Annotated in this window: 11 protein-coding genes and 1 riboswitch; of the genes, 8 read left to right on the top strand and 3 right to left on the bottom strand. The window is 74.7% G+C overall.

The features are described 5' to 3' along the window. Window positions 1-77: 77 nt before the first annotated feature. From N7925_RS18670 to N7925_RS18650, 5 genes are all read left to right on the top strand, one after another. On the top strand, window positions 78-2,354 hold the full coding sequence (locus N7925_RS18670; RefSeq protein WP_274344528.1) for a VWA domain-containing protein: 2,277 nt from the start codon (window positions 78-80) through the stop codon (window positions 2,352-2,354). A 131-nt stretch (window positions 2,355-2,485) separates the two neighbouring features. Further along, a complete protein-coding gene (locus N7925_RS18665) occupies window positions 2,486-6,343 on the top strand; it encodes a tubulin-like doman-containing protein (protein WP_274344527.1) in 3,858 nt (1,285 codons plus the stop codon). Further along, window positions 6,340-9,039, top strand: a complete 2,700-nt coding sequence (locus tag N7925_RS18660) for a hypothetical protein (protein ID WP_274344526.1) — start codon at window positions 6,340-6,342, stop codon at window positions 9,037-9,039. The genes N7925_RS18665 and N7925_RS18660 overlap by 4 nt, the downstream gene beginning before the upstream one ends. Further along, on the top strand, window positions 9,033-11,093 hold the full coding sequence (locus N7925_RS18655; RefSeq protein WP_274344525.1) for a hypothetical protein: 2,061 nt from the start codon (window positions 9,033-9,035) through the stop codon (window positions 11,091-11,093). Before N7925_RS18660 ends, N7925_RS18655 begins: the two co-directional genes overlap by 7 nt. Further along, window positions 11,090-13,261, top strand: coding sequence for a hypothetical protein (locus tag N7925_RS18650; protein ID WP_274344524.1), 2,172 nt, complete (start codon window positions 11,090-11,092; stop codon window positions 13,259-13,261). The genes N7925_RS18655 and N7925_RS18650 overlap by 4 nt, the downstream gene beginning before the upstream one ends. 116 nt (window positions 13,262-13,377) lie before the next feature. Here the strand turns inward: N7925_RS18650 and N7925_RS18645 are convergent, their stop codons facing one another. Together N7925_RS18645 and cobN are read right to left on the bottom strand one after the other, a co-directional pair. Further along, entirely contained in the window at window positions 13,378-14,550 is a 1,173-nt protein-coding gene (locus N7925_RS18645; RefSeq protein WP_274344523.1) for a hypothetical protein, read from the bottom strand. 63 nt (window positions 14,551-14,613) lie between these two features. Continuing rightward, window positions 14,614-18,219: a cobaltochelatase subunit CobN gene (cobN, locus tag N7925_RS18640; RefSeq protein WP_274344522.1), complete on the bottom strand. Its 3,606-nt coding sequence runs from the start codon at window positions 18,217-18,219 to the stop codon at window positions 14,614-14,616. Between the two features lie 92 nt (window positions 18,220-18,311). Beyond that, window positions 18,312-18,391: riboswitch (cobalamin riboswitch) on the bottom strand. A 537-nt stretch (window positions 18,392-18,928) separates the two neighbouring features. Between cobN and N7925_RS18635 the strand changes: the two genes are divergently transcribed. The 3 genes from N7925_RS18635 to N7925_RS18625 are packed head-to-tail and all read left to right on the top strand — an operon-like array spanning window position 18,929 to window position 22,514. Further along, complete coding sequence (locus N7925_RS18635) at window positions 18,929-20,305, top strand: cobalamin biosynthesis protein CobG (RefSeq protein ID WP_274344521.1); 1,377 nt, start codon at window positions 18,929-18,931, stop codon at window positions 20,303-20,305. 56 nt (window positions 20,306-20,361) lie between these two features. Then, window positions 20,362-20,988, top strand: coding sequence for a precorrin-8X methylmutase (locus tag N7925_RS18630; protein WP_265600687.1), 627 nt, complete (start codon window positions 20,362-20,364; stop codon window positions 20,986-20,988). Window positions 20,989-20,999: 11 nt separating this feature from the next. After that, on the top strand, window positions 21,000-22,514 hold the full coding sequence (locus tag N7925_RS18625; protein ID WP_274346498.1) for a precorrin-2 C(20)-methyltransferase: 1,515 nt from the start codon (window positions 21,000-21,002) through the stop codon (window positions 22,512-22,514). Here the strand turns inward: N7925_RS18625 and N7925_RS18620 are convergent. After that, the gene (locus tag N7925_RS18620; RefSeq protein WP_274344520.1) at window positions 22,499-23,281 is read right to left on the bottom strand and encodes a cobalt-precorrin-6A reductase; all 783 of its coding nucleotides are present in this window, start codon (window positions 23,279-23,281) and stop codon (window positions 22,499-22,501) included. The two genes, N7925_RS18625 and N7925_RS18620, sit on opposite strands and share 16 nt — an antisense overlap.

Raw genomic sequence — 23,281 nt, 5'->3', positions numbered from 1 at the left:
AAGCCGACACCGAAGCTGACACCGAAGCCGACACCGACACCACGCACACACGGCAACGACAGTAAAAGGGGACGGTCGTGCGAAATGACCGAAGAAGAGGCCCTGCCTCCACCGGCGGGGCCGGGCGGGCGGCGCTGGCCGTCCTGGCCGGTGCGGCCCTGCTCACCTCCCTGACGGCACCGGCCGCCGCCGATCCGGAGCCCGCCGCGACCGCCGCACCCACCTCCGCCTCCGTCAACTACGCGGTGGCCGTCGACCAGTCCGCGAGCCTCGCGCCCGCGGACATCAAGGCGGAGAAGGCCGCCGCCTCCCGGATCGCGCTCGGTGACGTCTCGGCGACCTCCCACATCAGCGTGTTCGGCTTCGCCGCCGCCGAATCCGCCGACCAGCGGGCAGTGGACCCCGTGTGCCCCCGAACCCGACTGGACGCGGCGGGACGGGAGTCGGTCGGGGGCTGCGTGGAGAAGCTGCGCAGCCGCAAGAAGAGCGAGGGCACCGGGACGGATTTCCCGAGCGCGATCCGCCAGGGCGTGCACGAACTGAGCTCGGGCACCGACCCGTCGGCCCCCCGGGTGCTGTTCCTGCTCACCGACGGGCAGATGGACGTCAGCGGCAGCCCCCAGTACGGCGACCCGGCGCACCGCGAGGCCGAGGGGAAGCGGCAGTTGGAGCTGGAGCTGAAGAACGCCGCCGCCAAGAACGTACAGATCTGGCCGCTCGGCTTCGGTCCCGACCCGGACAAGGAGCAGCTCGACAAGATCGCCGCCGGCGGCTTCCAGACGGGCTGCGTCGAGCTGCCGTCCGCCCGCCCCACCGCCCGCAAGGTCTCCGGGGCCAAGGACGTCGGGCGGGCGCTGGAGAAGATCTTCGCCGCCGCGCACTGTCTGCGCTACGAGGCGGGTCCGAGCAAGCGCCCGCCCGCCACCCTGCCCATCACCATCTCGCCGTTGGCGACCGTGGGCAGCATCGTCGTCGACAAGGGCTCCCCCGAGGTGACCGTCACCTACACCGACCCGCTCGGCAACAAGGTGCCCACCGCCGGGAAGTTCAAGGACTCCACCTTCGAACTCGCGGGCGGGGGCGGCACCGTGGAGGCACTGAAGATCGTCGACCCGGTGCCCGGCCGGTGGAAGGTGGACGTGAAGGCCCCCGAGGGCCACCGCTCGCTGCCCGTCGGCGTCAGCGTCCTGTGGCAGGGGGAGCTGCGCGGCTCCATCACGATGGACCCGCCCTCTCCGCAGGCCGGGGAGAAGGCGACCGTCACCATGCGGCTCCAGACCCGCGAGGGCTACGAGATCAAGGACCCGGCCGACTACGCCGGTCTGAAGGTCAGCAGCCAACTCACCGGCGACGGCTTCGCCCCGCTGCCGCTGCGGCTCACCGACGACGGCAAGGGGCCCGACCCCACCAGGAGCGACGGCTCCTTCAGCGGCACGGTCACCGTCCCGAAGAGCGCCGACGGCGCCCTGAAGGTCAGCGGCACCCTCACCGCCTCCGGGCTCAGCGCCGACACCCGCAGCGAGGGCGGCCGGGTCGCCCCCGGGGCCCTGCCCGTCACCACGGCGCTCTCCCCGGTCCGCGGCGACGGCCACCCCGGGGACACGGTCACCGCGAACCTCTCCGTCACCAACACCACCGACGCCCCGCACACCCTGAAGCTGTCCCTCGCGGACGTCCGGGCCGGGCTGCTCACGGTGAGCCCCGCCGAGATCGTGGTGAAGCCCGGCGCGTCCTCCACCCATGAGGTCAGGCTCGGGATCGGCCCGGAGAAGTCCTTCGACGGGCGGCTCGACGACGGCCCCCTCGGCATCGGCGGCACCGTCACCGTCCAGGACGCCACCGACGGCGACCGCACCCTGGTGCGCACCCCGCTGTCCGTCCAGGTCACCCCCGAACCCAGCCTGCTGGACCGGTACTGGTGGGTGCTGGTCGGCGCCGTCGCGCTGATCGTCGTCGGCGTTCTGGTGGCGCTGGCCTGGCTCCGGCAGCGGCGGGGCCGCCGCGACCCGCACGGGCTGACGCTCCACCTGCTCTCCGAGGACGGCGACGTGCTCGGCGTCCACACCGCCGGACACGGCCAGAAGCAGTGGTACGCGTTCGACATCGCCGAGGCGCACAGCAACCCGCGCATCGAACGGCGCACCAACGGCCGGTACGCCGTGCAGCGCAGCCCCGAGGGCGGCGCGGTGCTCCGCCGACGCGGCGGCCGCACCCGGGAGCGGCTCACGGCGACCGGGCGGGTCGACCTCACCGACCGGCTGAGCCTGGCCCTCGGCGAGGACTCCGTACGCACCACCACCCCCGGGCGGCCCGACCCGGTGCCCACGACCGGTGGGAGCGACGACTACCTGTGAAGCGCGCGCCGCCCGCCACCCGGCGGGCGGCGCCGCAGGACCCGGCGGGCCGCACGGCCGCGAGCCTCGCGGCCGTGCGGCGACGCCCATGGACGAACCGGCCCCACCCCGGCCGGAAGCGGGAGGAACACATGAAGATCTTCCAGCCGATGCTCTTCGTCGGCCTGGGCGGCACCGGCGGCCTCGTCGGCGCCGAACTGGAACGCAAGCTGCGCGTGGACCTGTGCGGCCCCGACGGCACCGCCCTCCAGCACATCGGCGGCCTCGCCCCCTACCAACTGCCCGACTGCCTGCAGTTCGTGTACGCGGACTTCAGCGAGTCCGACCTCCAGCGGCTGCCCCAGTTCAATGTGGACTCCTCGCTGCGCGCGGCGTACGCCCGCACCTCGCGGGCCACCCACAACCTCCTGCCGAACTTCGACAGTTCGCCGGAGGTGACGCAGATGCTGCGGGCGAGCCTGCGCGACGAGGTCGCGGGCTGGCTGCCCCCGCGCGACGGCGAACCGCGCGTCACCCCGCTGCACAACGGCGCGGGCCAGCTCCCCACGGTGGGCCGCGCCGCGCTCTTCGCCACGCTGCGGCACTCCCTCCAGCCGGTCCTGGAACCCCTCCTCCAGGCGATCGACGCCATCGCCAAGTCGGCGGGCGAGCTGAGCGAACTGGGCGGCGGCCGGGTCGCCGGCTGCGACGTGTTCGTCGCGTTCTCCGTCGCCGGCGGCACCGGTGCCGGGATCTTCCTGGACTATCTGCACCTGATCAACCAGGCGTTCAAGATGCGCCGCTTCAACGGGGTGAAGATCTACCCGCTGGTCGTCATGCCGTCCTCGTTCCCCGCCTCCACCGGCGGCGGACGCGAGGCGGAGCTGAACGCCGCCCGCTCCCTCGTCGACCTGTTCCGGCTGGTCGACGGCCAGAACGCGCCGACCGCCGGGGCGGAGATCGGCGACCTCGACCAGGAGACCGGCCTCGGCATCCGCTACCCGGGCATCACCCCGGTCCGGCTGCGCACCGGGATCCTGCCGACCGCGTTCCTCTTCAGCCCGACCGCGGGCATCCGCCAGGACGACCTGCGCCGCTCCATCGTCTCGCTGGTCATGTCGCTGATCGGCACCGAACTGGGCGACAGCCGGGCCCAGGGCCGGTCGATGGCCGGCGACGACGACTTCCAGACCTTCGCCGCGAGCTTCATCAACCGCGGTGTGCAGCGCAGCGCCCCGTCCCCCACCGGCATCGGCCGCCAGGGCGTCTCCACCAGCCTGGTCGCCTCGATGACCGCCCCCATGGACCAGCTGGCCGACCTGGTGGCCGGGCGGCTGCTGCGGGTCGCGGTCACCGAACTGGTGGAGCGGCCGCGCAACCCGGTGAAGGACGACACCGTGCCGCTGGTCCGGCAGCTGTTCGCCGACTCCCAGCTCGAAGAGCTCTGGGAGCGCAAACAGTTGCCCGTCGAGGACCCGCAGCCGCTGCCGCGCGGCGGCAAGGCGATCGAGGAGGCGCTCAACCAGCGGATCGGGGACATGCAGCGCCTGCTGTCCGAGCTCCAGTCCATCGCCGACCGGCAGGCCGCCGCGATGGCCGCCCGGTTCAGCCCGCGCCCGGCGATCGAGAAGCTCCTCCAGAGCGTCGACCCGTTCCTCGCCGAACGCCTCGTCCGGGGCGTCCCGGACAGCGAGGACGAGATCACCCGGCTCGGCTTCCTCGGCATGCTCACCGCCCGCTCCCGCTCCCCGAAGCGGCCCCCGGGCGTCACCGACCAGCCGCCGAAGACCCCCCGGATCAAGGGCCGCATCGCCGGGATGTCCCCGGCCCGGTGGGGCGACGACGACGTACGGGTTGTCCTCCAGGCCCAGGACGGCTGGTACCGCTGGCGCAGCCGGGCCGTGTGGCACGAGGCCTGGCGGGAGCAGCAGCAGCGCTGGCAGTCGCAGGCGGACACGGCCGGCGCCGACCTGGCGCGGCTGGTGAACGCCTTCCGCAAACACGCCGACCGGGAGCCCAAGTCCGCCCGCGACAAGGGCCTGGAGCTGTACGCGGAGCGCACCGGCATCTCCTACCTCCTGCCGCCGCAGCGCAGCCTCAACCACTTCTACGAGGACGTCGTGGCCCGGCTCGTCCGCGGCGAGGGCCTCCGCGAGAGCGACGACGAGGCGTCGCTGCTGCTGCGGCTCATCGACGGGGACACCTGGCGGGAGGTGCACGCCCGGAGCCACCGCGACGCCGACGGGGCGGTCGGAGCCGTCAAGGCGCGGCTGGAGGGGCGGATCACCCGGCTCTTCGCCGAGAGCGGCGCGCAGGTGGAGGAGCGGCCCCTGCTGCCCTCGATGAGCACCCTGCTGGCGGCCGCCGCCGGTGACGCGGACGCCACCGACCAGGTCAGCAAGGAGGCGCTCGACCTGTTCAGCCGCAAGCTCACCGGTCTGCTGCCGGTCGGTTTCACCCCGGAGGGCACCGGGCCGCTGCGGGTCCTGGTCACCCACCCGCGGGTCCAGGCGGCGGAGGAGGTGCAGGAGTACCTCTCCAAGGCGCTGCGGCTGCCGTCCGACGCGAAGAACTCCGTCGAGTACCGGGGCGTGGAGAGCGACTCGATCACCGTGGTCCTCTTCCGCAGCGAGATGAGCCTCACCCAGGTGCCCGAGGCCCGCAAGGTGCTGCGCCAGTGGGCCAGGGCCAAGGACGACGAGCAGGCCCACGACGTGCTGCGCTGGCGGCAGCGCCTCGGGTTCGAGGACGACTGGATGGTCAGCAGCGAGGAGGACCGGCGCACGATCCTGCACCGCCTGCTGTGCTGCATGTGGAACGGCCAGGTCGACGTCCTGGACGGCGACACGGCCTCGCCCTCCCGGGTGCGGCTGCGGCTGTTCCCGGAGAAGGGGGCGAGCGTCCCCGGCGTACGGCTGCGGCTCGGGGACTTTCCCGGCTCCATCTCCAGCTGGTCGGAGCTGCTGCGCTCCTACGAACGCTGGACGGTGCTGGACGACGAGCGGACCGTGGAGGACTACTGCAGCAAGCTGATGAGCGCCCAGCCCCTCGGCGTCGGGCGGGCGGGCACCGAACCGCACCCGATGTTCGTCGAGCTGGTCGAACGCATCGCCCCGCGCCAGCTGGAACTCCTGGAGGAGCGCCGGGAACTCGGCGGGCGGCGCGTGGACGGCTGGATCCGGCCGCTGTGGGAGTTCTGGGCGGAGACCCTGCCCGCGGCCCTGGACATGGAGTTCGGCGACAAGAAAGCGATCCAGCCCACGTTGCGCACGCTGCTGGAGTACGCACGCGGCGGCGTCCCGAAGCCGCCCCCCGCCCGGCCCGCGCCGGAGCGCCGGCGGGTCGTGGTCGACGACGAGGACTGGGGCACCGCGGCCCCGAGCACCGACGAGCGGCTGGGCGACGACACCCTGCCCGGTCCGCGCTCGGCTCCCCACTCGGCCCCGTACGACGCGGAGGAGCGGTACGCCGGAGCGCACCGGCACACGGACACCCGGCACACGGACACTCGGCACCTGGACGCCCGGCACCTGGACGCCCGGTACGGGGAGGAGCGGTACGGGGAGGAGCGGTACGGGGAGGAGCGGTACGGGCCGGACGCCTCGCGCGAGGACCGGCCGGTCCGGGGCGAAGGACGCCGGGACGAGCGGTTCGCCGACGAGCGGCCCCGCGACGACCGGTTCACCGACCCGTACCCGGAGTCGCGGGCGGGCGACGCCCGGTTCGGCGGCTCCCCCGGCGACGACCGGTTCGGCGGCGGCGAGCCCGTCGGTGCCCGGGACGTCGGTGACAGGGACATCGGTGGCAGGGACGACGGTGACAGGGGCATGGGTGCCAGGGACATCGGTGACAGGGACATCAGCGGCAGGGACGACGGCGCCGCCGACGGGTTCGGCGAACAGGACAGGCCGCCGGCCCGCCGTCCGGCCGCGGGCGGCTGGGACGGCGACGGCTGGGGCACGGACGACGAGGGCGGCGCGGGGCGCTCCCGGAACGGGGGCCCGCAGTGACCTCTCCCGAGGACACCACCGCCGTGGTCCGTCTCGACCTGCGCGCCGGGGCCGCGGCCCTGGCGACCCCGCAGGCCGTGCGCGACCGGGTGGCCGAGCAGCTGGGCCGGGCCGGACTGCCGGAACCGGACTACCCCTTGTTCCTGGTCACGGACGTCCCGGCCGGGCTGACCGACCACCAGCTCCAGTACGAACTGCTCTCCGGCTACCGGGCGGTGGGCGAGACGCGGATCCTGGTGCTGCTGGTGGGCAGCTCCCCCGGTTCGTACGCCGGCGGGGCGGAGGCGTACCTCCCCGACCGGCGGCTGGTGCGGCCCACGACCCTGCGGGCCGCGACGACCGGCCTGGTGTGGGCCGGTGATCTGCGTTCCGCCCGTACCGCCCTGGACCGGCCGGAGCCGGACGACCCCGCGGCGCTGGCCGTCCTGGTGGACCTCCTGTCGGTCCCGGACGTCTTCGTCCGGGTCCTGGAGGGCCTGCGGAAGCTGCCCGACTCCATCGCCGCACCCGGGGTACGGCTGCTGGAGCAGGACCTGCCGACGGAGGTCAGGGACCGGGCCTGGCGGGACGCGCTGACCCGGTTCGCGGGTGAGGACAGCGGGGCGGGCGACCCGGTCGACATCGTCCCGGACGCCCAGCTGCCCGAACCGCTGCGCGCACTCGTGACGGGGCGGGACGGCCGGGGCCACGGGCACCGGCGGCCGGACGGCCGGGCGAACCTCGCGCACCGCACGTGCGCGGAGTCCCTGGACCGCGCGGACGAGGACCTCGTCGCGCTGCGGTCCTTCCCCGGCCTGCTGCACCCGGCCCGGCGCGATGCCCTGGAGGCGGATCTGCACCAGGCCCGCGAGGATCTGGACGGGTTCCGTGCCCTGGTGGAACGGGCCCTCCAGGGCGGCGGCGGAGCGGCGGCGCCCACCGCGGAGGCCGCCGCCCGGCTCGGCGCGCTCGGACTGCGGGTGCCGGCGGCCGACAGTGCGGGGGAACGCGTCGGCGAGGGGCTCCGCGAGCTGGCGGGCAGGCTGCTGGGCGACGGGCTCGCGCTGCGTTCGGTGGCCCAGCACTTCACCGCGCTGGCCGGACGGGTCGAGCCGGTGCCGGGCACCGCCCTGCTGCACCGGCTCGCCGACCACTCCGAGGAGTCGGTGACCCGCGGCTCCGCCACCGAGTACGCCGCGCCGCCCCGCGCCCCGGGTCCGGTACTGCTCATGGCGGGCGCGGCCGGGCTGCTGGGCGGCCTGTGGCAGTGGCCCGCCGTCCTGGCGGCGCTGCTGGTGCCGGTGCTGTTCGTGGTCGTCGCACTGCTGGGCGCGAACCGGCTGCGCACGGGCCGGCGCGCCGCCCGGTGGCCGATGGGCCCCCGGATCGCCGCCGTCGCCGGCGCGGTGGCCGGGGCGGCGGCCGGGTACGCCGCCGACCCGCCGCTCTGGCTCGGCGGGACCGGGCTGCTGGTCGGTCTCGGTCTCACCGCCGAGGCGGTCCGCAGGCTCTGGCGGGACGCCGCCGACTCCTGGGCCGCCGGACGCGGCACGACCGCGCTGCGTACCGCGCTGGACGGGCTCGACACCCTGCTGGCGGAGCTGGTGCGCGAGCACTGGGCGGCGGAGGAGCGGCTGTACTGCGCGGACGCCGCGCGTTCGGTCGCCGGGATGCTGCGGGCGACCGCTGCCGCCGCCGACGCCCAGGCCGCACCGGAACCCCTCGCCCCGGCCGGGGCGGGCGGCGCCGGTCCCTACGAGGACGACGACTGGCTCTCCGCGCCCTCCGCGCTGGAGACCCCGGAGTCCGACGCCGCCGACGGGGGCGCGGACGACGGGGACTGGGCCGCCGCCTACGCCTGGGACAACACCCCGGACCGGCACCGCGACCCCGAGGCCGACCGGAACAGCGACCCCTCCGGCGGCCCGTACGGCGCCCCTTACCGCGACCCGGACGGCGGGGACCCCGGACCGTACGGCACGCCTTCCCCGGCCGCGTATCCCGCCGGTCCTGACGACGCCCCGTGGGGGAGCGGCGAGGGCGACCGCGCACCGCGCTGGCTGGACCGGGAGATCGGTGAGGGCGGACCGGAGCTGGTCGCCACCCTCGCCGGGGACCTCCGCAACACCGCGATGGCCGCCATGGCCCCCTACTGGGGCGCCGTCGAACGCGGACAGGCGGGGGCGCTCGCGCTCGCACGGACCGAGGAACGGGTCCGCGAGCTGCTGTCCGCCGCCCGCCACCACCTGTGGCGCTACGGGGTGCTGGCCCCACCGCCGTACCCGGCCGACCACCGGGCCCGCACCACGGCCGCCGGACTGCTGGGCACCGACTCGCTGCGGGTCGCCGAGCTGGTGGGCCGGGAGACGGACCGGGGGGCCGTCGTCCAGTTGTCCTCACCGGAACAGGGGGCCCTCCTCAGCCGCGACCCGGAGGCCGCCCTGTGGATCCGGTTCGCCCCGGGCACCCTCCAGGGCGAGATCGAGGCCGCCTGGCGCAAGAGCGGTTCGCCGCCGGCCGAGGAGGCGCTGTGGACCTCCTCCGGGCGGTACGCGGGGCTGATCCGGCTCACCCCGCTGCGGATGGGCGTCGTCGACACGGTCCTGCCCCGGCAGAGCACCGGCGGCGGCGACCGGACCGACGCCGACCGCGCCGAGCCTTCCGACCGCTCCGAACCCTCCGTCCACGCCGAGTTCAGGGAGGACGACCGGTGGTGACCACCACCCCGCTCGGCCGGCCCGAGCCACCGGGGGCCCGGCGCCCCCACCTCGTCCTCACCGACCCCGCCGGGCGGCGACGCACCGCCCCGGCCCGCTTCGGCCCGGCCTCGCGGCGGGACCCGGCGCTGCCCCAGCGCATCCGCAACGGGCTGCTCGACGACCGGGGGCAGCAGTGCGTCCAGGTGTTCCTGTCGGCGGCCGACGCCGCCAACCAGGCGGCCCGCACCCTGCTGGACACCGAGGCGGGCACCGCCCTGCGCCTCGACCGGACCCTGGAGAACACCCCGTACGCGTATCTGTTCCCCACCGTCATCGGCTACGAGCTGGACACCGCCGAGCCGTTCCTGCTGTACGCCGCCCCGCGCGGCGCCCCCGTCGGACGCACCCATGTGATGTCCGCGTCCGACCAGCGGGTGTTCGCCCGGGACCTGACGCTGGCCCTGTGCCTGCTGGACAGCCAGGGTCTCGTGGCGCGCGGGATCTCCCCCGCGACCGTGTTCTGGGACGGTACGTCGGTCCAGCTGTGGGGAGTCGAGGGCGTCACCCGCGCCGGACGGCCCCGGGTCCCGTGGGGCCGGGCCCCGTTCGCCTCGCCGGAACAGCACCGGGGCGAGGGGGTCGTCGACCCCCGGGACGCGGTATGGAGCGCCGCCCAGGTGCTCTACCAGCTCGTGACCGGCCGGCCCGGCCCCGCCGACCGGGCCCCCGCCGACCTCGACCGGCACCGGGTACTCGCCGGGACGCTGCCCCGCGCCTTCGCCCCCACGGCGGCCGGACGCCCCACTCCCGGGGCCCTGTTGGAGCTGCTGGCCCCCGAGGAGGCGCGGCGGCTGGGGTCCGCGACCCCGGCGGACGGCTCCCGCCCGCACCAGGAGGCGTTCGACCGGGCGCTGGACGCCAAGCGGCGGACGCCCGCTCCCCCGGAGGGCCCGGCGGACGGAGCACCCGAGGACCGGCCGCCCGGGGAGGTGACCTGTCCGTACTGCCTGGAAGGCATCCACCTCGATCTCGACAAGCTGTTCGTGACGGACGATCAGATGCTGTACCGGCCCCTGGACCTCTCCCGTATCGGCAACCCGGTCCGGCGCGAGGACGTGATGCGGGGCGCGGTCCAGCAGTGCACCGCCGACACGGAGGGCTTCCCGGACCACCACATCCCGGTGCCCTACCTCACCCACGGCCGCCCGCTGACGGTCGCCATGATCGGCCAGTCCAGCACCGGGAAGAGCCATCTGCTGACCCAGATGATCGCCGAGATCACCGACGGAGGCCTGGAGCGGTACGGGGTGGGCTGGCAGTCCGTCAACCCGGAGCAGCACGCCCGCTTCGTCCGTGAGCGGGTGCAGCCGCTGCGCAGCGGCAAGGTGCTCGACCACACGAGCGGGGTCGGCCTGGACGGCTTCGCCCGGTTCGTCGAGTCGCTGCTGCTCACCGACGCGCGCGGGCGGGTGCGCCCGGTCGCCTTCTTCGACCTCGGCGGCGAGGACCTCGTCCGCACCGACGGAGCGCTGCGCTTCCTGCTCGGCATCGACGCCCTGGTCTTCGTCGTCGACCCGGCGCTCGCGCTCCCGCTGCCGCAGCTCGACGGGGTGCGCGAGCGCTGGGGCACCGAGGTGGACCGGGACGGCGACGCGGCATTCGGCACGGTCCTCGACCGGCTGCCACGCCGGGGCCCCTATCTGGAGACCCCGGCGGCGATGGTGCTCGGCAAGTCCGACCTGCTCCGGTTCCAGCCGCCGGTCGACCGCTGGCTGGGCGAGCCGCCGCCCGCCGCGATCGGCCCGGACCAGTTCCGGGAGGAGAGCGGGGACGTCTACGCGCTGCTGCGGCAGCACGCCGGACAGGCCTGGCTGCGGCCCTTCGACGCGTTCCGCCGCTGCACCCTGCACATCGCGTCCGCGACCGGGGGCCAGGAGAGCCAGGGCCGCTACCCGGCGGGCACGGGGCCGCGCCGGGTGCTGGAACCCCTGGTGTCGCTGCTGGCGATGCACGGGATCATCGAGGCGCCCGGGGGCGCCGCATCATTCGGCGTGGGAAGGCAGAACCGGTGAACGACGCCCTAGATCGGCGCGAGCAGAGCGGCCCGGGCGGCCGGCTCGACCAGGTGGTCTTCCGCTGGAACGGGAACCAGGGCCGCTCCAGTACGGGGATGACAGCGGTGGCGCACTCCTGCTCCGCCGAGCGTGCGGAGTCCCTCCGCCGCGAACTGGGCCCGCTGCTCTGGGTGTCGGGCCCCGGTCCGGCGCCCCGCCCGAGCAGCGTCCGGGTCTCATCCCAGGCCTGTGGGACCGTGCTCCTCCAGCGGTGGCCCACCCTGGACCGGGGCGGCCGGCCCAGCACGGCCTGCCACGCGGTGTTCGGCGACGCGGACACCCTGACGCCGCTGCGCTGCCTGGCTCTGGGCGGCACCGCCTGGAGCGACCAGGCCGTGGCGGAGAACGCCGCCGGGGGCCTGCCGACGCTGGACAGGGACCGGCTGCGGGCGACGGCGGCCGAACGGCTGCGCGACATGTTCGACGAACTCCCCACGGTGAAGAAGCCGTTGATGGTGGTGACCGCCGAGTGGCTGCGCGAGCCCTCCCGACCGCTCTCCCTCCTCGCCGAGGAGCACGAACTGCCCGGCTGGCCGCGCCAGAACAGTGCCCCCCTGCTGTACCTGGGGCTGCTGTCGGTGTTCGGCGACTGGTTCGGCACGGAGTGGAGCTACGCCACGTACGACACGGTGGACACGCACGCGTTGCGCCTGACCTGCGTGCCCGAGTGGTCGTCCCAGGCGGCGGGCGCCCGGTCGCTGGCCCGCATCCGGCTGCGGCTGCCCGCCGAGGGGGACGTCGAGATGGCAGCGGCGAAGGAGATGGTCGAGTACGTGCTCGACCGCCCCGGCGCGGCTCCGGGCGTGCCCCTGCTGACCGGCGAACTCCTCTCCGCCGCCCGCCTGCCCCGGCAGGAACGGCGCGAGGCCCTGCGCCGCATGCTGAACGCCCGGCACGCCCCGACCCTCGCACCGGCACCGGCACCGGCACCAGCACCGGCACCAGCACCGGAGGAGGGCCGCCACCGCCGCGTACGGCAGGAGGACCGGTACGGGCGGGGGGACCAGGAAGAGGACCGGTACGGGCGGGGAGACCGGCAGGAGGACCGATACGGGATCGAACCCCGACGGGAGGACCGCTACACCATCGAACCCCGGCGGGAAGACCCGTATGCGATCGAGCCCCGGCGGGAAGACCGGTACGCGGCCGAGCCCCGGCGGGAGGGCCGGTACGCGCGCCAGGACCGGGAGGAGGAGCGATACGCGCGCCAGGACCGGGAGGAGGACCGGTACGCGCGCCAGGACCGGGAGTCCCACCACAAGCAGGAACTCCATCGCCTGCACCAGGAGCTGCTGGTTCACCAGCGCGCCGACGCCGCCCAGTCCGCACGGCTGGCCGCCCGGCTCCGGAACCTCCGGGACACCGATCTGCTGACCCTCCTGTCTGCCGACGGGCTGCCGTGGGCGTCCCGCGATCTCGTCCTGGCCGAACTGGCCTTCGCGGAGCGACAGCGGTCCCGGGACGAAGCGACCGCTCACGCGCTCTGCACCGAAGTGCTGCGGCACAACCTGTACTTCCGACCCGGCCGGCCCGAGGCGGACAGTCCGTCCGCCCCGGAGATGCGGGAGCGTGCGGCCGATCTCTTCTCCTGGGCCGTCGCCCCGCTGGTACGGGACCCCCTCCGGGCCCCCGATCTCCGCCCGCTGTTCAACATCGTCCTCAAGGACGGTCGCACCACCGGCATGGAGTGGCTGCGGCGCATCCTGGTCACGCCCCCGGGCGGCCGGGCCCCCGACCTGCCCCCGCAGCTGTGGCAGCAGGTCGTGACCGACCTCCTCACCCGCCCCGCGTCCGTACCCGCACCTGGGTCCGTGCAGGCACCGGCACCGGCACCGGCACGGACCCAGGAACCCGCGCCACCCGCCGGCGTGCCGGCCCCCGCCAAGCCGACAGTGTCCCTCCCGCCCTCGTACGCATCGGCGTCGTCCACCACACCGCTGCCGAAGAGCGCGCCGATGCCGACGGCGCGACCGGCCACTCCCCCGCCGAAGGTGGCTCAGTCGTCCCCCTCGGCAAGGGACGGAACATCCCAGCGGTCGGATCTCGGGGAGAAGTTGTTCGTGGCTGCCCTCGTCGGGATCGGAGCGATCGTCATCGGCTTCCTCCTGCTGATCGTTCTCACCTGACCGCCGTCCGGTGGCACGGGCCCGTCCGTCAGCCGCCGAGCGCGTCGACCGCGGCCCGCACGGCCCGGGTCGGACCGGGTCGCGCGAGCCGGCGGCCCGCGAGCCGGCGGCCCGCGTCAGCCGCCTTTCGCCGCCTCTCCCACCGGCCGCCGGTCCACGACCCGGGCCGTCGCGTCCGCGTCCAGGTGGGCGGTGCCCTCCTTCCCGGTCACCGCGACCCGGACCCGGGGGCCCTCGCCCGGACCGGCGCCGGGTGTCACGTCGATGCGCCAGCTCTTCGGCTCGCGTACGCCCAGGGTCGTGCGGGCCTCGTGGACCAGCGCGGGGAACAGCTCGTACGGGAGCATCTGGACGTGCATCGTCTCGGCGGCCGGGCGGGCTGCGTCGCCACGGATCTTCATGTGGCGCTCCTCGATGGTGATCGCGGTGACCTCCGAGGTGCCCACGCGGGCCTCCAGCTCCGTGGCCGTCTCCCGCATCCGCCCGAGGACCAGCAGCGAGGAGGAGGGCCCGGAGACGGTGGTGGAGGAGGTGAACGTCCGGGAGGAGGAGGCGGACGACGTGACGGAGGGCTGCTTCGACGAGGGCCCCGTGTCACCGTCGGACGTGAACAGCTCGCCCCGGAAGAGGAGCACCACCAACGCCGCACCCGCCAGGCAGGTGAAGAGCACCAGCATGCACCAGGAGCCCTCGCTCAGCCCCGGATTCTCCACCAGCGTGGACTCGGGCGCCGAGTCGATCTCCGCCTCATCGGCCCGGCGGCTCCACTCCGGGGTCGGGCGGGTGACGATCCGCACCTCCCAGGGCTCGTCCGGCCGGTACTCCACGACGGCGATGGAGCGCGGCCGGTAGGCAGGGAGGTCGACCAGGTTGATGTGCTGGGTGGTGTTCACGCGGTACGCCGGCCGGCCGTCCTCCGGCTCCGGCGCCACGGTCAGCCTGAAGTCCACCGGTACGTCGGCCATTTCGCCGCTCGTCGCCCGCAGGTCCTCGATCCGGGCGAGGGCGGTCCGGGTGGCCGGCGGCACGACGGGCCCCGGGGGCCGCCGCCCGGCGACGAAGCCGATCAGGATGAGGACGACCAGCACTCCGCCGCCGGAGAGGAAGACCGGGGCACGCTCCAGGATCACGCCGACCACGACGGCCGCGATCGCCGCCCCGGTCACGCCCGAGGTGACCGTCAGGCGCAGCCCGACGAGAATTGCGGCCGGCGTCGAACGGCCTTGTACAGCCTGCGCGTTGCCCTCAGCGGCGTCCTGCGCCGCCGCCCCCTGCCCCGTTTTCCCCATGACCGTGATTGTGCCGGTCGGGGGCGATCCGGGGCAGGGGGCGGCGGAAGAAATACGCCGGAGTCAGTCCTCGCCCTCCAGGTTCCCTTCCGTCTCCAGGTACACCTGGCGCAGCGCGTCCAGCACCGCCGGGTCGGGCTTGGCCCACATGCCGCGCGACTCGGCCTCCAGGAGGCGTTCCGCGATGCCGTGCAGGGCCCAGGGGTTGGCTTCCTGGAGGAACTGCCGGTTCTCCGGGTCCAGGACGTACGTCTCGGTGAGCTTGTCGTACATCCAGTCGGCGACGACGCCGGTGGTGGCGTCGTATCCGAAGAGGTAGTCGACGGTGGCCGCCAGCTCGAACGCGCCCTTGTAGCCGTGGCGGCGCATCGCCTCGATCCACTTCGGGTTGACGACCCGGGCGCGGAAGACGCGGGACGTCTCCTCGACGAGGGTCCGCGTGCGGACGGTCTCGGGGCGGGTGGAGTCCCCGATGTAGGCCTCCGGGGCCTTGCCCTTGAGCGCACGCACGGTGGCCACCATGCCGCCGTGGTACTGGAAGTAGTCGTCGGAGTCCGCGATGTCGTGCTCGCGGGTGTCGGTGTTCTTCGCGGCGACCTCGATGCGCTGGTAGGCGCTCTCCATCTCCTCGCGGGCCGGGCGGCCGTCCAGCTCGCGGCCGTAGGCGTAGCCGCCCCAGACCGTGTAGACCTCGGCGAGGTCGGCGTCGGTGCGCCAGTCGCGGGAGTCGATGAGCTGGAGGAGGCCCGCGCCGTAGGTGCCGGGGCGGGAGCCGAAGATCCGGGTGGTGGCCCGGCGTTCGTCGCCGTGCTCGGCCAGGTCGGCCTGGGTGTGTGCCCGTACGTAGTTCTGCTCGGCGGGCTCGTCCAGCGAGGCGGCCAGCCGTACGGCGTCGTCGAGCAGGCCGACCGTGTGCGGGAACGCGTCGCGGAAGAAGCCCGAGATGCGCAGCGTCACGTCGATCCGGGGGCGGCCCAGCTCCTCGTACGCAATGGGCTCCAGGCCGGTCACGCGGCGCGAGGCGTCGTCCCAGACGGGGCGGATGCCGAGCAGCGCGAACGCCTCGGCGATGTCGTCGCCCGCCGTGCGCATCGCGCTGGTGCCCCAGAGGGAGAGGCCGACCGAGGTGGGCCAGTCGCCGTTGTCGGTGCGGTAGCGGGTCAGCAAGGAGTCCGCCAGGGCCTGGCCGGTCTCCCAGGCGAGCTTGGAGGGGACGGCCTTCGGGTCGACCGAGTAGAAGTTGCGGCCGGTGGGCAGGACGTTGACCAGGCCGCGCAGGGGCGAGCCGGACGGGCCGGCCGGGACGAAGCCGCCGTTCAACGCGTGGACGGCGTGGGTGAGTTCGTCGGTCGTGGCCGCCATGCGCGGGACGACCTCGGTGGCCGCGAAGGTGAGGATGTCGGCGACCGCGTCCGGCAGCCCGGCGGCGACGGACGCCACGGCGGCCGGGTCCCAGTCGGCGTCGTCCATCGCCTGGACCAGCGCGCGGGCCTGCTCCTCGATGGTGTCGGCCGCGGTGCGGGTGGCGGCCGACTCGTCGAGGCCGAGAGCCTCGCGCAGCCCCGGCAGCGAGGCCGTCCCGCCCCAGATCTGGCGGGCGCGGAGCACGGCGAGCACCAGGTTGACCCGGTCGTTCCCGGCGGGGGGGTTGCCCAGCACGTGGAGCCCGTCGCGGATCTGGACGTCCTTGATCTCGCAGAGCCAGCCGTCGAGATGCATGATGAAGTCGTCGAAGCCCTCGTCCTCCGGCCGGTCCTCCAGGCCGAGGTCGTGGTCGAGCTTCGCGGCCTGGATCAGCGTCCAGATCTGCGCGCGGATCGCGGGCAGCTTCGCCGGGTCCATCGCGGCGATCTGGGCGTGCTCGTCGAGGAGTTGCTCCAGGCGGGCGATGTCGCCGTAGCTGTCGGCGCGGGCCATCGGCGGCACCAGGTGGTCGATCAGCGTGGCGTGGACGCGGCGCTTGGCCTGCGTGCCCTCGCCCGGGTCGTTGACCAGGAACGGGTAGATCAGCGGCAGGTCGCCGAGGGCGGCGTCCGGGCCGCAGGCGGCCGAGAGACCGGCGTTCTTGCCGGGCAGCCACTCCAGATTGCCGTGCTTGCCGAGGTGAATCATGGCGTCGGCGCCGAAGCCGTTGTCGTCGGCGGAGGCGGCGATCCAGCGGTAGGCGGCCAGGTAGTGGTGCGAGGGCGGCAGATCGGGGTCGTGGTAGATCGCGATCGGGTTCTCGCCGAAGCCGCGCGGCGGCTGGATGAGGATGAGGAGGTTGCCGCGCCGCAGGGCCGCGAGGACGATGTCGCCCTCCGGGTTGGCCGACCGGTCGACGAACATCTCGCCGGGAGCCGGGCCCCAGTGCCGCTCCACGGCGAGGCGCAGCTCCTCGGGGAGGGTGGCGAACCAGCGGCGGTAGTCGGCGGCCGGGATACGGACCGGGTTCTTGGCCAACTGCTCGTCGGTCAGCCACTCCTGGTCGTGGCCGCCCGCCTCGATCAGCGCGTAGATCAGCTCGTCGCCCTCGCCGGAGACCAGCCCCGGGATGTCGGCCTCCGGGCCGAAGTCGTACCCCTCGGCGCGCAGCCGCCGCAGCAGCGCGACGGCGCTGGCGGGCGTGTCGAGCCCGACCGCGTTACCGATCCGGGAGTGCTTGGTCGGGTAGGCGGAGAGTACGAGCGCGATGCGCTTCTCCGCGTTCGGGATGTGCCGCAGCTTCGCGTGCCGTACGGCGATCCCGGCGACCCGGGCCGCGCGCTCGGCGTCGGCGACGTACGCCGGGAGCCCGTCCTCGTCGATCTCCTTGAAGGAGAAGGGGACGGTGATCAGCCGGCCGTCGAACTCCGGCACCGCGATCTGGGTGGCCGCGTCCAGCGGGGAGACGCCCTCGTCGTTCTCCTCCCAGGCGCTGCGCGGGCTGGTGAGGCAGAGCGCCTGGAGGATCGGCACGTCGAGCCCGGTGAGCGCGCCCGCGTCCCACGACTCGTCGTCGCCGCCGGCCGACGCCTCGGCGGGCTTGGTGCCGCCCGCCGCGAGGACGGTGGTCACGATGGCGTCGGCGGCGCGGAGCGCGTCGATCAGCTCGGTCTCCGGCGTACGGAGGGAGGCGACGTACAGCGGGAGCGGCCGGGCCCCGGCGTCCTCGACGGCGGTGCACAGCGCGTCGATGAACGCGGTGTTCCCGCTCATGTGGTGAGCGCGGTAGTAGAGGACGGCGACCGTCGGCGCGCCCTCGGCCACCTCACGGGCCTCCCGCTCCAGCGGCCCCCACGCGGGGGCCGGGGCGGGCGGCTCGAAGCCGTGGCCGGTCAGCAGCACGGTGTCGGAGAGGAACCGGGCCAGCTGCTCCAGGTTGGCGGGCCCGCCGTGCGCGAGGTAGGCGTGCGCCTCGGCGGCGATGCCGATCGGCACGGTGGAGGCGGCCATCAACTGGGCGTCGGGGGCCTGCTCCCCGGTCAGCACGACGACGGGGCGGCCGGTGGCCAGCACCGCGTCGAGCCCTTCCTGCCAGGCCCGGACGCCGCCGAGGAGGCGTACGACGACGAGGTCGACGCCGTCCAGGAGGTCCGGCAGTCCGTCGAGGGAGACGCGGGAGGGGTTGGCATACCGGTAGCTGACGGGTCCCTCACAAGCGCGGGCGCTCAGGAGGTCGGTGTCGGACGTCGACAGGAGCAGGATCATGCTGCGTCAGGCCTTCCTCGGGGTGTCCACGCCCCGGGCGGTGTCGGAGGGTCTCCCCACGTCCGGCTCGGGAACCGGGCGCTCGGGGAAGGGAGTTCCTGACTCGCCCGGCCGGTGGTGGCGGCCGTGCTCACAGTGGCGGGACCGCGCCGGAATCTCACCGGGCTTCCTCCCCTGTCGCCGTCTGGCGATGGCGGCCTGAACGGACCACCGCCTGCATCCTAAGCGGCGGGGGCGGGGCGGGGGCAGGGGGCGGGGGTGCGGTGATGATCACTGGGCACGGGCGCGGCGGCTCTCCGCACCCCGCTGAGCAGCGGGTCGAGCCTGCCGTGCCCGTCCCGGCGGGCCCGCGCGTCTGTCCCGCGCGTCTGTCCCGCGGGTCTGACCCGCAGGTCTGACCCGCAGGCCGGCCCCACCCGTTCCCGCAGGACGGCCCCACGCCATGTCCGCAGGCCGGCCCCGCGCCGTTCCCGCAGGCCAGCCCCACGCCGTTCCCACAAGGCCGGACTCACCCGTCCCCGCAAGCCGACCCCACGCCGTTCCCACGATCGGCCTCACCCGCTGTCCCGGACCGGCCTCACCCGCTGCCCCACGGATCGGCCCCACCCGCTGCCCCACAGATCGGCCCCACCCGCTGTCCCGGACCGGCCTCACCCGCTGTCCCGCAGGTCACAGGAGCGAGCCTGCCGACGGGACCGGCCCGGTCGGTATGCTCGCCGCCATGCCCGATTCCGCCCCCTCGCCCCTTTCCGTGGGCGGCACATCCCCCCGCGACGGCGGCGACGCCTGCCCGGGGACGCTGCGGCTGCACCGGGCCGACGACGGTGGCCTGGCCCGGGTACGCGTCCCCGGCGGGGTGTTGAGCGCGGACCGGGCGGACGCGCTGCTCGCGGTGGCCGGCCGGTTCGGGGACGGTGAGCTGCATCTCACCTCGCGGGGCAACGTCCAGCTGCGCGGCCTCGACGCGGAGTGCGGCGGCGGGCCGGCCGAACTGCTCGGCGCCGCCGGGCTGCTGCCGTCCGCCGCGCACGAGCGGGCCCGCAACATCGTGGCCTCGCCGCTCGCCGGACTCGACGGATCGCCCTCGGTCAGCGGCTGGTTGTCCGAGCTGGACGGCCTGGTGTGCGGGTCGGCCGCCACCGCCGCGCTCTCCGGCCGCTTCCTCTTCGCCCTCGACGCGGGCGGCGGTGACGTGGACGCGCTGGGCGCTGACGTGACGCTGATCGCGGAGGGCGGTGCCTGCCTCCTGCGGGTCGGGGCCGCCGACGAGGTGTTCCGGCTGCCGGCGGCGGACGGCCCGCGCGCCGCGCTCCTGGCCGCCGAGGCATTCCTCCGCGCCGCCCGGGACTCCGGCGCGTGGCGCGTGAAGGACCTGCCCGACGAGGTACGCGCCGCACTGGTCCGCACGATCGGGGCGGCGGCGGGCCCCCCTGTCCACCGTCCCCGTCCGCGTACGGCGAAGGCCCCGGCCCCGGGCCCGGTCACCGCACGAACCCACAGCACGACCGAGACCGCGACAGCACTCGCGACCGCGACCGTGACAGCACGCGCGACCGTGACCGCGATCAGCGTCGGCGTGCCGCTGGGCCGGCTCGCCCCCGCCCAGTGGCGGCTGCTCACCGAGACGGCCCGGCGGTACGGGAACGAGCGGTACGGGCACGAGCTGCGGCTCACCCCGTGGCGCGGGATCATCATCCCCGGCTCCTTCGGGGAGTCCGGGCCCTCCGGGCGCTCCGGGCACGCGGCGGAGGCCCTGGACACGCTGGCGGCAGCCGGACTGATCACCGGCCCGGACTCCCCGTGGACCGGCGTCGGCGCCTGCATCGGCCACCCCGGCTGTGCGAAGTCGCTGTCCGACGTACGGGCCGAAGCGGGGGCCGCTGTCGGACCGGTCGGCCGGCTCCCTGTGTACTGGTCCGGGTGCGAACGCCGCTGCGGCCACCCCCACGGCGAGTGGATCGACGTGGTCGTCACGCCCGACGGACACCGGATCGCGCACGTACGGGGCGAACACCGTGACCCCCGGGCAGCGGTCCGCGACGACCCGGCGGAACTCGCCGCGGCGGTGGCCGCGGCCCGCGCCTGAGCACGCTCCCCCAGCTTCCCCTCCCTCCCCGACCGGCAGAAGAAAGCGACAGCACTGTGCACCAGTACGAGAAGGACGGACCGGCGATCTACCGCCAGTCCTTCGCCACCATCCGCGCGGAGGCGGATCTGGCCGGGCTGCCCGCCGACGTGAGCCAGGTCGCCGTCCGCATGATCCACGCCTGCGGCATGGTCGACCTCGTGGCTGACCTCGCCTTCTCACCGAACGCCGTGGCCGACGCCCGCGCGGCCCTGCGGTCCGGCGCTCCGATCCTCTGCGACGTGGCGATGGTGGCCAGCGGGGTCACCCGCAAGCGGCTGCCCGCCGACAACGACGTGGTGTGCACGCTGTCCGACCCGTCCGTGCCGGAGCTGGCCGCGAAGATGGGGACCACGCGCAGCGCGGCGGCCCTGGAGCTGTGGCGGGACCGGATGGAGGGGGCGGTCGTCGCGGTAGGCAACGCCCCGACCGCCCTGTTCCGCCTGCTGGAGATGATCGAGGAGGGCGCCCCGCGCCCGGCCGCGGTCATCGGCGTCCCGGTCGGCTTCATCGGCGCGGCCGAGTCCAAGGAGGCCCTGGCCGAGCACGCGTCGGGCCTGGAGCACCTGATCGTGCGCGGCCGGCGCGGCGGCAGCGCGATAGCGGCCGCGGCGCTCAACGCCATCGCGAGCGAGGAAGAGTAGTGACTTCTCCGGTGAAGGACACCAGTACCGGCAGGCTCTACGGTGTCGGGCTCGGCCCCGGCGACCCGAACCTGATGACGCTGCGGGCCGTCCGGGCGATCGGCGAGGCCGACGTCGTCGCGTACCACAGCGCCCGGCACGGCCGCTCGATCGCCCGGTCCATCGCGGCGGCGCACCTGCGGCCCGACCACATCGAGGAGGCCCTGGTCTACCCCGTCACGACGGAGACCACGGACCACCCGGGCGGCTACCGGGGCGCGTTGGAGGAGTTCTACGAGAAGGCCGCGGCCCGTCTCGCGGCGCACCTGGACGCGGGCCTGACCGTCGCGGTGCTCGCCGAGGGCGACCCGATGTTCTACGGCTCGTACATGCACATGCACAAGCGCCTGGCCGACCGCTACACCACCGAGGTCATCCCGGGCGTGACGTCCGTCAGCGCGGCGGCGGCCCGCCTCGGCACCCCCCTGGTCGAGGGCGAGGAGATCCTCACGATCCTCCCCGGCACCCTCCCGGAGGAGGAGCTGACGGCCCGTCTCGCCGCCACGGACACGGCCGTGGTGATGAAGCTGGGGCGTACGTTCCCGGCGGTGCGCGGGGCGTTCGAGGCGTCGGGGAGGCTGGCGGAGGCGCGGTACGTGGAGCGGGCGACGATGGCCGGGGAGCGCACGGGCGACCTGGCGGACATCGACCCGGCGTCGGTCCCGTACTTCTCGGTGGCGGTGCTGCCGAGCCGCGTCGACGCGCCGCGCCCGTCCGGGCAGGGCGACTCGGGCGAGGTCGTGGTCGTGGGCACAGGACCGGCGGGCCCGCTGTGGCTGACGCCGGAGACCCGGGGAGCACTCGCGGCGGCCGACGCCGTGGTCGGCTACACGACCTACCTGGACCGGGTGCCGGTCCGTCCGGGTCAGGCGCGGCACGGCTCGGACAACAAGGTGGAGTCGGAGCGCGCCGAGTTCGCGCTGGACCTGGCCCGGCGCGGCCACCGTGTCGCGGTGGTCTCGGGCGGCGACCCCGGGGTCTTCGCGATGGCGACGGCGGTGCTGGAGGTGGCCTCGCAGGACGCGTACGCGGACATCCCCGTACGGGTTCTCCCCGGCGTGACCGCGGCCAACGCTGCGGCGGCCCGCGCGGGTGCGCCGCTGGGCCACGACTACGCCACGATCTCCCTCTCGGACCGGCTCAAGCCGTGGGAGGTCATCGCGGAGCGCCTGCGCGCGGCGGCCTCGGCGGACCTGGTGCTGGCCCTGTACAACCCGGGCTCCAAGTCCCGTACGTGGCAGGTCGGCAAGGCCCGCGACCTGCTCCTGGAGCACCGCTCGCCGGACACCCCGGTGGTGCTGGCGCGCGATGTGGGCGGCCCGGCGGAGAGCGTACGCACGGTGCGGCTGGCCGATGTCGACCCGGCGGAGGTGGACATGCGGACGCTGCTGATCGTGGGCTCGTCGCAGACCCGGTGGGTGCGGAGGGGCGGCTCCGGCGCGGACCGGTCCATCGTGTGGACGCCGCGCCGCTACCCGGAGGCGTAGAGCCGGCGCACCCACTCGGCGGCCTCGTCGGGCGTACGGGCCACCGGCACCCCTTCCGGTACCGGTGGCCGCCGGACGACGACGACGGGAATCCCGGCTTCACGGGCGGCGGTGAGCTTGGGGGCGGTGGCGTCCCCGCCGCTGTCCTTGGTGACGAGCACATCGATCCGATGGCGGCGGATGAGATCGAGCTCCCCGGGGAGATCGAACGGCCCCCGGTCGAGCAGCACCTCCATCCGGGCCGGACAGGGCGGCTCCGGCGCGTCGACGGACCGCACGAGGAACCACAACGCGTCGAGTCCCGTTCCCGCGAAGGCGGCGAGCCCCATCCGCCCGGTGGTGAGGAAGACCCGCTCGCCGAGTGCGGGCAGCAGCTCGGCGGCCTCGGCGAGCGATCCGGCGATGTGCCAGCGGTCACCGTCCTGGGCGACCCAGCCGGGCCTGCGGAGGGCGAGGAGAGGAACATGGGTTTGTGCGGCGGCCTCGGCCGCGTTCCGGCTCATGGTCGCGGCGAAGGGGTGGGTGGCATCGACGAGGAGGTCCACACCGTGCTCACGCACCCAGGCGGCGAGCCCCTCGGGCCCCCCGAACCCGCCGACACGCACGTCACCGGGCGGAAGCCGGGGAGCGGAGACCCGCCCGGCGAGCGAGGTGGTGACCCGGACCTCCGGGTCATGGGCGACCAGGTGCTCGGCCAGCCGGCGCGCCTCGGTCGTACCCCCCAGAAGAAGCACATGCACAGGCAGAACAGGCAGAACACGCAGCAT

This window comes from Streptomyces sp. CA-278952 (genome assembly GCF_028747205.1).
GTDB lineage: Bacteria > Actinomycetota > Actinomycetes > Streptomycetales > Streptomycetaceae > Streptomyces.
Note: the sequence above shows the minus strand (reverse complement) of the source record. Positions and strands in the feature narration are given on the sequence as shown.

Bases quoted from the DNA above. Each gene is read 5' to 3' on its own strand.
- N7925_RS18665 (WP_274344527.1), top strand. From the start codon at position 2,486: ATGAAGATCTTCCAGCCGATGCTCTTCGTCGGCCTGGGCGGCACCGGC.
- cobN (WP_274344522.1), bottom strand. From the start codon at position 18,219: ATGATCCTGCTCCTGTCGACGTCCGACACCGACCTCCTGAGCGCCCGC.
- N7925_RS18635 (WP_274344521.1), top strand. From the start codon at position 18,929: ATGCTCGCCGCCATGCCCGATTCCGCCCCCTCGCCCCTTTCCGTGGGC.
- N7925_RS18620 (WP_274344520.1), bottom strand. From the start codon at position 23,281: ATGCTGCGTGTTCTGCCTGTTCTGCCTGTGCATGTGCTTCTTCTGGGG.
- N7925_RS18645 (WP_274344523.1), bottom strand. From the start codon at position 14,550: ATGGGGAAAACGGGGCAGGGGGCGGCGGCGCAGGACGCCGCTGAGGGC.